This is a genomic window from Trichococcus palustris, assembly GCF_900114465.1.
GTDB classification, from domain to species: Bacteria; Bacillota; Bacilli; order Lactobacillales; family Aerococcaceae; genus Trichococcus; species Trichococcus palustris.
Map to the genome: position 1 here is coordinate 26,142 of NZ_FOTD01000010.1, position 12,462 is coordinate 38,603.

The following is a 12,462-nucleotide window of genomic DNA, read 5'->3' on the forward strand; positions in this document are numbered from 1 at the left end:
TAATGACAGTTGCAAACATGGTTAAAGGAATTGATCAAGGGCAGTTATTGGAAAGGGTAAAAGACGTTGATGTCTATGTAAGAGAGTTAAGAGGATATCTACATGAACACCCTGAAGTTTCTGCGAACGAATTTGAAACAACGAAATTCTTGCAAGAGGAAGTAAAAAAACTAGGATTACCAATTGAAATGGCTTCAAATACAGGATTTATTGCGACGATGGATACAGGGAAACCCGGAAAAACAGTAGGTCTACGCACAGATATAGATGCATTGCCTGTTAAAGAAAATCCAGTGAATTTATCAAAACAAAAAAAATGGATTTCTAAAAATGAAGGCGCTAGCCACGTCTGCGGCCATGATGCTCATATGGCTATCCTACTTGGAACCATGAAAATTCTTCATGGGCTCAAAGATGGATTATCAGGGAAAATAGTCTTTATCTTTGAAGAAGGAGAAGAAATTGGTTCCGGGATTGCAGGGATGTTAGATAAATTAAAAGATAAAGGTATCGATGCAATTTATGGAACTCACGTTACTTCGTTTATGAAAACAGGGGAAATCTGCTTAGATGCAGGACCGAGAATGGCCGGCTACGCTGCGGTTGAATTTGATGTAGTAGGGAAAAGTGGTCATGGTTCCCGACCAGATCTTTCTATAAATCCAGTCTTTGCCGCAGCACAAGTTCTAAGCGGTATAGCCAGTGCTTGGAGCAACCAAATTGATGTAAGTAAAACTGTTACGCTTGGTTTAACACAAATTCATGGTGGTACTGCTAATAATATAATTCCAGATAAAGTATATGTTGGTGGTAGCTTACGCTTTTTTGATAATGACGAAGGCGTAAAGGCAGTTAATGCATTGAAAAAAGTAACTGAATTAACCGCAACAGCCCATAACTGTACAGTAGAATTCGCAAACACTGGTGTCATCGGTACACCATTGATTAATGATACTAGACTGGCAGAAATTGCCCAAAATGGAGTGAATCAACTTTTACCGGAATCCCTTGTTCACGATGTAGTATGGTATGCATCTGAATCATTTTCTAGATATAGTCAAATAGCACCGTCTGTATTTGCTTTTGTTGGTGTAGGAAATGAGGAACTAGGAAGTGGCGCAGAACATCATAATGATCATTTTGATGTAGATGAAGATGCCCTTTACTACGGTGTAGCGGCCACAGCGAAATTTGCAATTGATTTCTTGAACAGTTAATAGATATTTATTAATTAGAAAAAAATATTGCTATTCCATATATAAAACATACTAAGATTAGTAGTTTTAAATACACTATTTTACATAAAATCATGTGTCGGAATGAGGGCCACCTATGACCTACAATGTCCAATCATTACGCATGGAAAACGAGAGCAACGACTTTTTATTTGGAATAAGATGCAATAAAAACGTAGGCCCGAAATATAAAAAAGAGGTAGCCCTAAATCAATTCCCATGATTTAGGGCTACCTCTTTGCTATTTAACGAAGATCAAAACATCCAGCTCAGGAATAGATTACCGCAACCCCGTAATGATCGGAGACGCAAGGCTGTTTGTTTCCATCAAACTTGATTTCGTATCTTGCGGCAGCTTGGGGCCGGTTCGAAAAAATATAGTCGATGCGCAGCGGCAGTTTACTTTTTTGCCAGCCGTCGATTGCAGGCGGAACGGTTGCGGATCCCTCGCGGACAGCGGCGTCGGCATAGGCATCGTGCCAACCGGATTGGGTGATCAGGTCGTAGCCCTCCTTGCGGATATCGGCGGGATTGTTAAAGTCGCCCATAATGTAAACGGATTTGTCCTCTATTTTTTTGACTGCGGTTTCTAATTATAGCATCCGACATCGTTTGAAAAGCGGTTACGCTTGTGATTGTTTGTGGATACAGGTTTGAATAAGACTACGATATATTGTTTTGGGAGTGAAGGATATATAATAGTAAGATCAGTACGCTCCTAATGAATCTGCAGTCAACTGCCTATTTAGCGGAGTTTCAGGTTCCTTTATATCACCTTTAATAGATGCTGTGCTAAAATCTACGTGTATAACGGTACTGATGAATGACACCATCGAAGCCGGTCCAATCGGAAAGCAGCGTTGCCCGGCTTTTAGGGTTATGATAAATAAACAGATAACAGAGGATACGCCATGAATGAAAAACCATTTAAGGATTTATTTTTTAAAGAATATTATTTCTCGGATTTTTATTTTTTTAATGTTGGATACGAGAAGTGCCAGAGTGGGCATCGGTTTGGCCCTTCGTTACGGGATAACTATATTGTGCACTTTGTGATCAGCGGAAAAGGAAGATATACCGTGAACGATGCAACGCATCACTTGGGTGCGGGTGATTTTTTTCTGATTCGTCCGAATGAACTGGTCGATTATGAAGCGGATACGGAAGAGCCCTGGGAATACTATTGGATAGGATTTTCGGGCAACAAGGTGAAAGAAATCCTGCAGACAAACGGCATCGGAGCTAAAGACTATATTGGGCAAGTTGACACGAAAGAAGTATTGCGGGAAAAATTCGAGAGTTTTATGCAATCCGATTTTTTTGATGATTCGCAAAAACTAGTAAATCAGGCTTTCTTCTATGACATTTTTTCTTTCTTCAAAATCCATAATGAAAATATTGAAATGGAAGTCCGAGTCAGCCAAAGGAAAAAATACAGCGAAGCCTTTTTATTGTATGTGGAAAATAATTATTATCGGGAGGATTTGACGATTGAAGAAATTGCGAAATCGATGTACCTGCACCCTTCCTATTTCAGCCAGGTGATCAAAGAGGAGTTGGGTTTGAACGCCCTCAAATATTTGAACCTGTACCGCATGAACAAGGCCAGCCAACTGTTGAAAACAACAGAATTATCGATTGAGGAAATCTCAAACGCAGTAGGTTATCAGAACAGGCACTCTTTTTCAAGGGCCTTCAAGAGCAGATTTCACAGTTCGCCGACCGGATATAAGGCTGAAAAATAAGAACTACAAAATTGTACCCTGTAACTAAAATCATGCACTTTTGTTTCAGTAAGAATAAACTATACTGGAGACATCAAAAGGAAAAGGAGCATGAACATGGTCAAAATTTGTTTTATCGGTGCAGGCAGTACAATTTTTGCAAGGAATGTTTTAGGGGACGCGATGTTGACACCAAGTCTCCAAGACGCAGAGATTGCGTTATACGATATAGATAAAAAAAGATTAAAAGAATCCGAATTGATGCTTAAGACTATCAACAACAACTCGAACCAAAACCGCGCTAAAATAAAATCTTTCAGCGATAGAAAAGAAGCTTTGAAAGGTGCGAATTTCGTCATCAATGCGATTCAAGTTGGTGGATACAAGCCGAGCACTGTGATCGATTTTGAGATCCCTAAAAAATACGGATTACAGCAGACGATTGGGGATACGACTGGTATCGGCGGTATTTTCAGAGGATTGCGCACACTTCCCGTAATGTTTGAAATTGCCAAAGACATGGAAGAGGTTTGTCCGGATGCATGGTTATTGAACTACACCAATCCTATGGCCATTTTAACGATGGGTATGCTGAAAGCAACGAAAATCAAAACGGTTGGATTATGTCATAGTGTTCAAGTTTGTGTGCCAGAATTATTTGAACATTTGGGGATAAAAGATCAATACAATCTGGATGAATTCCAATGGAAAATCGCCGGTATCAACCACATGGCTTGGCTGTTGGAAATCAACCGAAACGGAAAAGATTTCTACCCTGAAATTCGCAGTCTGGCTTCAAAAATCGCTAATCCACATAAGGATTCTGTGCGCTTTGAATTGATGAAACATTTTGGCTACTATATCACAGAATCCAGCGAACATAATGCAGAGTACCATCCTTATTTTATCAAAAAAAATTATCCGCAATTGATTGATCAATTGCAAATCCCAATTGATGAATATTTAAGAAGATGTGTTACACAAATCGAAGGCTGGGAACTTCAAAGAGAAGAGATCGTCAATAACGGTTCGCTGGAACATACAAGAAGCCGCGAATATGCCTCTTATATTATGGATGCGATTACAACAGGGACCCCAACAGTGATTGCTGGAAATGTTTTGAATAAAGGTCTGATCACTAACTTGCCTGAAAATTGCTGTGTGGAAGTTCCGTGTTTGGTGGACAAAAATGGCGTTCAACCTACCTATGTAGGTAACCTTCCTACGCAATTAGCTGCATTGAATCGAACAAATATTAATGTACAAGAATTAACGGTTGAAGCTGCAATGACACTTGAAAAAGATAAAATCTATCAAGCAGCATTGTTGGACCCTCATGCGAATTCAGAATTGTCTATTTCAGAAATAAAAGCAATGGTGGATGAATTGATCGCTGCCCATGGCGATTATCTACCAACTTATAAATGATAGGAAATAGGTGAGTGAACGCGCGCAATCTCCATCGTACAATACGTTAAACCAGACACTATGAAATACAACAAAACGAAATGAGGAGCATCCTGTTGATGTGCCCCTCATTTCGTTTTGTTGTATTATTTTCAAGTTGTCATATCATGTGATGAATGTTGCGCCATGATGTAGGCTCTCTCTGCGTTATTTAATGAAGACCAAAACATCCAGCTCAGGAATACGTTACCGCAACGCCGTAATGGTCGGAAACGCAAGGTTGTTTGTTTCCATCAAACTTGATTTCGTATCTTGCGGCAGCTTGGGGCCGGTTCGAAAAAATGTAGTCGATGCGCAGCGGCAGTTTACTTTGTTGCCAGCCGTCGATTGCAGGCGGAACGGTTGCGGATCCCTCGCGGACAGCGGCATAGGCATAGGCATCGTACCAACCGGAAAGGGTGATCAGGTCGTAGCCCTCCTTGCGGATATCGGCAGGATTGTTAAAGTCGCCCATAATGTAAACGGGTTTATCCTGTATTTTTTTGACCGCGGTTTCCAATGACCGCCATTCTGTCAAAAAAGGTTTTCTCCACAGCTTTTTCCACCAGGACATGTGGACGGAAATGAAACTGGCCGATGCGGTCTGCACAACCAGTGCACGTCGCGTGTGGTAGCTTCGAAAGTCATTTTTGGTCGATAATTGGACTTGCTCGACGGACTGGATCGGTTCTTTGCTGAGGATGGCAACACCTTCATCGAAACGGACATAGCCTACGTGACAGGGCACCCAAGACCAATGATAGAAAAGCTCCTTCTTCGCCAGTGCCTTTATCAAGAAATAAGCGAAGTTATCCTCCTTGATGGGGAATTCGGTCTGGGTAGCCAGATAGCCCTCCGGATTGCTGATTGCCGGGCCGGAAGAAAGCTGATTCACTTCCTGCAAGGCGATCGCATCGTATTCGTTCTCCAGAATATCCTGGATCAGTGCAGCGTATGTGGCAGGATCCGCGTCATTGATCCAGCTATGCGTATTCAATGTCAGTAGTTTCATTTTCCTCAACCTTCCTATTTCACTGATAGATCTATTATAATGGAGGTTTGCCAAGTTTACGAATAACAGACACATCCGATGTCACGATAGAGGCGAAAAAATGAATATCTTTTAACAATGCAAAAGATACACAAGCTATTAGGTAGGATTTATCCAATTCGTATGTTAGTCTCGTTATTGCCAATGATATAGCTGCCCTTTCAATAAACTGAAATAAGCAAAAAGAGAGAGAGCCCTAAATCATTTCCCGTGATTTAGGGCTCTCTCTCTGCGTTATTTAATGAAGACCAAAACATCCAGCTCAGGAATAGGTTACCGCAACACCGTAATGATCGGAAACGCAAGGCTGTTTGTTTCCGTCGAACTTGATTTCGTATTTTGCGACCGCTTGCTCCCGGTTTGAAAAAATGTAGTCGATGCGCAACGGTCGCGTATTTTCTTCCCAGCCGGCGATCGCTGGCGGAACGGTTGCGGCTCCCTCGCGGACAGCGGCGTTGGCATAGGCATCGTGCCAACCGGATCGAGTAATCAGGTCGTAACCCTCGTTGCGGATATCAGCTGGGTTGTTGATGTCGCCCATGATGTAAACGGGTTTGTCCTGTGTTTTTTTGACCGCGGTTTCCAATGAACGCCATTCCGTCAAGAATGGGTTTTCCTCCTCGTCTTTCCACCAGGACAGGTGGACGGAGACGAAGCAGGCCGATTCGGTCTGAACAAGCAGGCCGCGCCGCGTATGGTAGCTCTGGAAATCATTGATGGTCGACAACTGAATCTGCTCGACGGCTTGAATCGGTTCTTTGCTGAGGATGGCGATGCCTTCGTCAAAACGGACATAACCGACGTGGCAGGGAACCCAAGACCAATGATAGAAAAGATTCTTTTCTGCCAGAGCCTTTACCAAGAAATAAGCGAAATTATCCTCCTTGATGGGGATTTCGGTCTGGGTAGCCAGATAGCCTTGCGGATTGCTGATTGCCGGGCCGGAAGAGAGCTGGTTCACTTCCTGTAAGGCAATCGCATCGTATTCGTTCTCCAGAATGTCCGTAATCAGGGCAGCGTATGCGGCAACATCTGCGGTATCGACCCAACTATACGTATTCAACGTCAGTAGTTTCATGTAGTCCTCACCTTTCTATCTTCCTAATACATCTATTATATCAGATTTTAGGACATCTGCCTGAGGACCATAGACGACTTGGATTCCCGTTCCTTTGCGGATGACGCCTCTTGCGCCCAAGGATGTCCATTTCTTATCTTCGGCGACCTGCGTTTCGTCCTTGACGGTGACACGCAAACGGGTCATGCAGGCATCGACTTCGGAAATGTTGTCCTGGCCACCGAAGGCTTCGATGATGTTCAAGACTTTTTGGTCACCACTGGCTAGAACCTGTGCTGCTCCCGGAGCAACAGCAACGCCTTCCGTTTCACTTTCGCTTTCGCCATCCAAGTCGGTATAGTTGCCCAAACGGCCCGGCGTCGCGAATTTGAAGCGTTTGATCATGAAGTTGGAGACGAAGTACATGATGACGGCAAAGGCAAGCGTGACCCAGAGGTAATTGACGACATCCAACCACAGGCCGGCCTTCAAGGACATCGGCACGCGGGTAAGGAATTCCAGCATACCGAAGGAGTGGACGCGCAGGCTGATGACGTCGGCCATTGCGAAGGCAACTCCTTGCAGGACTGCGTATACACCGTAAAGCAATGGGGCAGCGAACATGAACATGTATTCAAGCGGCTCTGTCACACCGGTCAGGAAAACGGCGATGGCTGCCGAGAAGAACATGGATTTGTATTTCGGACGTTTGTCTGCATCCACGTTGCGGTACATAGCGAAGGCTAAGCCCATCAAGCTGCCGGCAGCGCCGATCATTTGGCCGACTTTGAATCGTGCCGGGGTGAATGCGTGCAGCAGTTGGGTATAGCCGGCTGTATCACCGGAATTTTTCAAGTTCACCAAGTCGCTGGCCCAAGCCAACCAAAGCGGGTCTTGACCGAAAACTTGCGATCCTGCAGCTGCGCCGGTCAACATTGTGTAGCTTCCGCCCAATGAAGTATAGTTCATCGGAATCGTCAACATATGATGCAAACCGAACGGCAACAAGAGACGTTCCAACGTGCCGTAGACGAACGGCGCCAGAATCGGGGCGGTATCGGCTGAGTTGGCGATCCAGATGCCGAAACTGTTGATGCCGGTCTGGATGACCGGCCAAACGATTGCCATTACAAGGGAAACGATGACAGACCACAAGATGACGACGAAAGGCACGAAGCGTTTACCATTGAAGAAAGACAAAGCTTCAGGCAATTTGCGGTAGCTATAGTACTTGTTGTAGATGACGGCGCCGAGGAAACCGGCGATGATGCCGACGAAAACACCCATGTTCAAGGCTGGCGAACCCAAGACGGAAGTGAAATAACCATTCACCAAAATCTTTTGGCCGAATAAAGTGTGGGTAGTTGCTCCGTCTGTGGCAAGCATAGCGGAGGTGACACCGAAAATTTTACCGGTCGTGCGGTTCAATAGGATGAAGGCAAGTAATGCGGCAAAGGCACCGCCTGCGCGTTCCTTGGCCCATGAACCCCCGATAGCGACTGCGAATAAGATATGTAAATTAACAATAATGGCCCAACCTAGATCTTCGACGACACCGGCAAACTGCATGAGCAGTTGCACATCCCCCGCGAACATGCCAATCATTTTTCCGATACTGATCATCAAACCGGCAGCCGGCATGACCGCGATGACAACCATCAACGCCTTGCCGAACTTCTGCCAAAAATCAAACGTAAATATTTTCTTCATTTCCATTCCCCTCTCAATATGATTGTGCAATCGATTGCAGTACTTACGCTTCGCAGTATAAAATAGATTCTGGGATTATGCAAGCGGTTTATCAAAGAAAATTCACATCTTTTGAAAAAAGATTCGGAAAGCCGATGGGGCAGGCGCGGGAAGCGTAAAAATAAAAATATGCAAATTATGCATTGACAATGCAACCGATTGCACGTAAGCTATGGGAGAAGAACAACTAAGGGGGAACCGAAAATGATGACTAAGCAAATATTTGAGATCGATCCATGGAAGATTACCACGCATCAGCTGGATAAAGAGAACCGTCGCCTGCAAGAAAGCCTGACGAGTTTGGGCAATGGCTATATGGGAATGAGAGGGAATTTTGAGGAAGCTTATTCAGGCGACCATCATCAAGGGACCTATCTGGCCGGTGTCTGGTATCCCGATAAAACGCGTGTGGGCTGGTGGAAAAACGGCTACCCGGAATATTTCGGCAAAGTGATCAATGCGCTGAACTTCATCCATATGCACATTTGGGTGGACGGGGAAGAGATCGACCTGCATCAGGATGAGGTGAAAGACTTTGCGCTCACCTTGGATATGGAAAAAGGCCGGTTGGACCGCTTCTACACAGTCATGAAGAACGGCAAGGAAGTGACCGTCCATTTCACGCGCTTCTTAAGCATCGACGTGAAGGAGCTTTGCGCCATCAAGGTGGAAATCACCGCTTCAGCGGATGCCGCCATCCGGATCGAGAGCGCTTTGGACGGAAATGTCCGCAACGAAGACGCGAACTATGAAGAAATATTCTGGGAATTAATCGAGCAAGGCGAAGATGCGCTTGTCGTCGAAACGATCCCGAACCCATTCGGCGTCGACCGCTTCACGGTGGCTGCTAATATGCACCACCAAGCGGTCGGCTTGGAACAAAAGGTAGGCAACAGCAAGGACCTGTTCGTTTCCCAAGTCTTTGAAGGGACCGTAAGCAAAGACCAGACTGTCTCCTTGGAGAAATACGTGACGGTGACAACAAGCCGGGACTATCCAAAAGACCAAGTGCTGACCGCCGCCGCTTTCATCCATACAACAAAAGTAGCGCCCGAAACCTTTGCGGAGCTGGAAGCGAAACAAGCAGACCTATGGGCGGAACGTTGGGAGCACGCGGATGTGGTCATCGGCGGCAACGACGAAGCGCAACAGGGCATCCGCTTCAACCTGTTCCAACTGTTCTCCACCTACTATGGGGAGGATGACCGCTTGAACATCGGACCGAAAGGCTTCACTGGCGAGAAATACGGCGGCGCAACCTATTGGGACACCGAAGCGTACGGGGTGCCGTTCTATTTGGCTTTGACCAAGCCGGAAGTCACCCGCAACCTGCTGAAATACCGCCACAACCAATTGCCGGGCGCTTACCATAATGCGGCCCAGCAAGGGCTGAAGGGCGCTTTGTATCCGATGGTGACATTCACCGGCGTGGAGTGCCACAATGAATGGGAAATCACGTTTGAAGAAATCCACCGCAACGGGGCGATCCCTTATGCCATCTACAATTATACAGCCTATACCGGCGATGAGAGCTATCTGGCGGAGGAAGGCTTGGACGTGCTCAGTGCCGTCAGCCGTTTCTGGGCGGACCGGGTCCATTTCTCGCAGCATAAACAATGCTACATGATCCACGGGGTGACCGGGCCGAACGAATACGAAAACAACATCAACAACAATTGGTATACGAATAAATTGGCCGTCTGGGTGCTGCGCTATACGCTGGAAAGTCTGGAAAAATATCCGGAGCGCGAAAAAGCGTTGGGAATAAGCAATGCAGAAAAAGCCAAATGGCAGGACATCATCGCCCGTATGTACTTCCCGTATGATGAGGAGCGCCAGGTCTTCGTCCAGCACGACACCTTCCTTGACAAGGATCTGAAACCGGTCAGCGCCTTGGATCCGGCCGAAATGCCGTTGAACCAACACTGGTCATGGGATAAAATCCTGCGTTCCTGCTTCATCAAGCAGGCCGATGTGCTGCAGGGCATCTATCTGTTCGAGGATGAATTCACGCTAGCGGAAAAAGAACGCAACTTCGACTTCTATGAACCGATGACGGTCCACGAATCGAGTTTGTCGCCGTGCATCCATGCCATCCTGGCCGCCGAATTGAAGAAGGAAGAGAAAGCGGTCGAGCTGTATCAACGGACGGCGCGCCTGGACTTGGACAACTACAACAACGATACGGAAGATGGCCTGCACATCACGTCGATGACCGGCAGCTGGTTGACGATCGCGGAAGGCTTCGCCGGCATGCGCGCCAAAGATGGTCTCCGCTTTGCACCGTTCCTGCCGAAGGATTGGACGCATTACCAATTCCACATCAACTACCGCGGCCGTCTGATCCTGATCGCAGTGACCGGCGAAACGGTCAGCTTGACGCTGGTGAAGGGCGAACCGATGACCGTCCAGGTCTATGAAAAAGAAATGCAGCTGGCGGCTAAAATCGAAGTCGCCATAAAAGAAACGGTGAACGCCTGATGAGCAGGCAACCGAAAACGGAGAGGGACGATGACATGAAAGCAGTATTGTTTGATTTGGACGGTGTGATCACCGATACAGCCAAATTCCATTTTCTGGCTTGGCGCGAGTTGGGGGCTGAGTTGGGGATTGAGGTCGACGAAAAATTCAACGAGGAGTTGAAGGGCGTCAGCCGCCTGGATTCCTTGGAACGCATTCTGGCGCAGGGCGGGGTTTCCGACAAATATTCCCCGGCCGAAAAAGAAACGCTGTGCACGAAGAAAAATGAGCATTATCTGGAACTGATCCAGGAAATGACGCCGGACGATATTCTGCCGGGCATTTTGCCGCTGCTGGAGGAATTGCGGGCAGCGGAACTGAAAACAATCATAACATCCGCCAGCAAGAACGCCCCCGGGATATTGGCGCTCCTGCAGGTGAGGGATTATTTCGACGACATCGTCGATCCGGCAACTGTTGCGGCCGGGAAACCGGCGCCGGACATCTTTTTGGCGGGCGCCAGCTTGGCCGGTGTCCAGCCCGCTGACTGCATCGGCGTAGAGGATGCCGCTTCAGGCGTGGAAGCCATCAAGGCTGCCGCCATCGCGGCGGTCGCGGTAGGGGACGAACGAGTATTGTGGCTGGCTGACCACGTCCTGCCGAGCACGGCCAATCTGTCGCTTGCCGTCCTGCGCCGAACATGGATGAAGGCGAAAGCCAATGGTTAGCATCGCTGTTTCCGAATGGGGCAGCATCGGACCGGAAAAAGTCATGCGCATCACCATGCGCCAACCGAACGGGATGGCCGTCAGCTGCATCAACTACGGCGCGCGGCTGACCGGATTGCTTGTGCCGGATCGGGAAGGGACAAGCGAAAACGTCGTCTTGGGACTTGCCGATGCGGAGGCATACGGCAAAGATCAGGCTTCCTTCGGCGCCACCGTCGGGCCGGTCGCGGGCCGGATTGCCGTCGGGAAATGGGGAGCGGTGCAGCTGGAGAAAAATGCCGGCGACCACCATATCCATGGCGGCAGCCGCGGCTGGGGCCAACAATTCTGGGACTACACGACCGAACAAACGGAAGAGGCCGCAACGGTCACCTTCTCCTTGACTTCGACACCGGAAAGGGTCGGCTATCCAGGCAAGCTGCAGGCGAAAGTCAGCTATACCCTCGATGCGGCCGGCGGGCTGACGGTCGAGATGCAGGGAATCAGCGCCGAGGAAACATTGTTCAACCCGACCAGCCACATCTACTTCAATCTGAGCGGGGACGCGAAACGCCGCATAACCGACCACACGCTGCAGTTGGCCTGCGAGGAAGTACTGGCACTCGATGCCGATAAGCTGCCGACCGGAACCAGACAAGCGGTGGCCGGCACGGCTTTCGATTTCCGCCAAGCGCGCAGCATCGGCGAAGCCATCGGCAAACGCGAGCAAGGGTTTGACGATGTTTTCTGGATGCGACCGGGCAAGCAACCGCAACTGATCCTGAGGGATGAAGGAAGCGGCCGTCAGCTGATCCTTTCGAGCAACCGCAGCAGCATCGTCCTCTTTTCGACGACGGATATGAACGAGCCGTACCTTGTGAACGGCCGCCCGATGGAAAGCCATCTGGGATTGGCGATCGAGGCGCAGGAAGCGCCGGATGCCATCCGTCATCCGGAGTGGGACAATATTGTCCTGCAGCCCCACACTTTGGCGAAAAGGGTTCAAAATTATCACTTTACGTGGTAATCTTAG

Annotated in this window: 10 protein-coding genes; 6 read left to right on the forward strand and 4 right to left on the reverse strand. The window is 47.8% G+C overall.

The window, feature by feature from the left end; translation table 11 throughout:
- The first annotated feature begins 2 nt into the window (after positions 1-2).
- Positions 3-1,217, forward strand: a complete 1,215-nt coding sequence (locus BM101_RS07995) for an amidohydrolase (protein WP_245825806.1) — start codon at positions 3-5, stop codon at positions 1,215-1,217.
- Positions 1,218-1,504: 287 nt separating this feature from the next.
- Here BM101_RS07995 and BM101_RS08000 read toward each other — a convergent pair whose 3' ends face one another.
- Positions 1,505-1,783, reverse strand: a complete 279-nt coding sequence (locus BM101_RS08000) for an exonuclease/endonuclease/phosphatase family protein (protein WP_087033846.1) — start codon at positions 1,781-1,783, stop codon at positions 1,505-1,507.
- 363 nt (positions 1,784-2,146) lie between these two features.
- On the opposite strand from BM101_RS08000, the gene BM101_RS08005 reads away from it, so the two are divergent.
- Positions 2,147-2,980: an AraC family transcriptional regulator gene (locus BM101_RS08005; protein ID WP_087033845.1), complete on the forward strand. Its 834-nt coding sequence runs from the start codon at positions 2,147-2,149 to the stop codon at positions 2,978-2,980.
- A gap of 96 nt (positions 2,981-3,076) precedes the next feature.
- Entirely contained in the window at positions 3,077-4,387 is a 1,311-nt protein-coding gene (melA, locus tag BM101_RS08010) for an alpha-glucosidase/alpha-galactosidase (protein ID WP_087033875.1), read from the forward strand.
- A 214-nt stretch (positions 4,388-4,601) separates the two neighbouring features.
- Here melA and BM101_RS08015 read toward each other — a convergent pair whose 3' ends face one another.
- From BM101_RS08015 to BM101_RS08025, 3 genes are all read right to left on the reverse strand, one after another.
- Positions 4,602-5,417 carry an endonuclease/exonuclease/phosphatase family protein gene (locus BM101_RS08015; RefSeq protein WP_177194445.1) on the reverse strand — a complete coding sequence of 272 codons (816 nt, stop codon included), beginning with the start codon at positions 5,415-5,417 and terminating at the stop codon, positions 4,602-4,604.
- A 301-nt stretch (positions 5,418-5,718) separates the two neighbouring features.
- Entirely contained in the window at positions 5,719-6,534 is an 816-nt protein-coding gene (locus tag BM101_RS08020) for an endonuclease/exonuclease/phosphatase family protein (RefSeq protein WP_087033843.1), read from the reverse strand.
- A gap of 15 nt (positions 6,535-6,549) precedes the next feature.
- A complete protein-coding gene (locus BM101_RS08025) occupies positions 6,550-8,223 on the reverse strand; it encodes a PTS transporter subunit IIBC (protein WP_087033842.1) in 1,674 nt (557 codons plus the stop codon).
- Positions 8,224-8,466: 243 nt separating this feature from the next.
- On the opposite strand from BM101_RS08025, the gene BM101_RS08030 reads away from it, so the two are divergent.
- Genes BM101_RS08030 through BM101_RS08040 form a run of 3 tightly spaced genes read left to right on the forward strand, consistent with a single transcriptional unit; the run spans position 8,467 to position 12,456 of the window.
- Positions 8,467-10,743 (forward strand): glycoside hydrolase family 65 protein, encoded by a 2,277-nt coding sequence (locus tag BM101_RS08030; protein ID WP_087033841.1) that lies wholly within the window; start codon positions 8,467-8,469, stop codon positions 10,741-10,743.
- A 35-nt stretch (positions 10,744-10,778) separates the two neighbouring features.
- Positions 10,779-11,450 carry a beta-phosphoglucomutase gene (pgmB, locus tag BM101_RS08035; RefSeq protein WP_087033840.1) on the forward strand — a complete coding sequence of 224 codons (672 nt, stop codon included), beginning with the start codon at positions 10,779-10,781 and terminating at the stop codon, positions 11,448-11,450.
- The gene (locus tag BM101_RS08040; RefSeq protein WP_087033839.1) at positions 11,443-12,456 is read left to right on the forward strand and encodes an aldose epimerase family protein; all 1,014 of its coding nucleotides are present in this window, start codon (positions 11,443-11,445) and stop codon (positions 12,454-12,456) included. The genes pgmB and BM101_RS08040 overlap by 8 nt, the downstream gene beginning before the upstream one ends.
- The last annotated feature ends 6 nt before the right edge of the window (positions 12,457-12,462 follow it).

Coding starts and splice junctions, on each gene's coding strand:
- BM101_RS07995 (WP_245825806.1), top strand. CDS start 3: ATGACAGTTGCAAACATGGTTAAAGGAATTGATCAAGGGCAGTTATTG.
- BM101_RS08000 (WP_087033846.1), bottom strand. CDS start 1,783: ATGGGCGACTTTAACAATCCCGCCGATATCCGCAAGGAGGGCTACGAC.
- BM101_RS08005 (WP_087033845.1), top strand. CDS start 2,147: ATGAATGAAAAACCATTTAAGGATTTATTTTTTAAAGAATATTATTTC.
- melA (WP_087033875.1), top strand. CDS start 3,077: ATGGTCAAAATTTGTTTTATCGGTGCAGGCAGTACAATTTTTGCAAGG.
- BM101_RS08015 (WP_177194445.1), bottom strand. CDS start 5,417: ATGAAACTACTGACATTGAATACGCATAGCTGGATCAATGACGCGGAT.
- BM101_RS08020 (WP_087033843.1), bottom strand. CDS start 6,534: ATGAAACTACTGACGTTGAATACGTATAGTTGGGTCGATACCGCAGAT.
- BM101_RS08025 (WP_087033842.1), bottom strand. CDS start 8,223: ATGAAGAAAATATTTACGTTTGATTTTTGGCAGAAGTTCGGCAAGGCG.
- BM101_RS08030 (WP_087033841.1), top strand. CDS start 8,467: ATGATGACTAAGCAAATATTTGAGATCGATCCATGGAAGATTACCACG.
- pgmB (WP_087033840.1), top strand. CDS start 10,779: ATGAAAGCAGTATTGTTTGATTTGGACGGTGTGATCACCGATACAGCC.
- BM101_RS08040 (WP_087033839.1), top strand. CDS start 11,443: ATGGTTAGCATCGCTGTTTCCGAATGGGGCAGCATCGGACCGGAAAAA.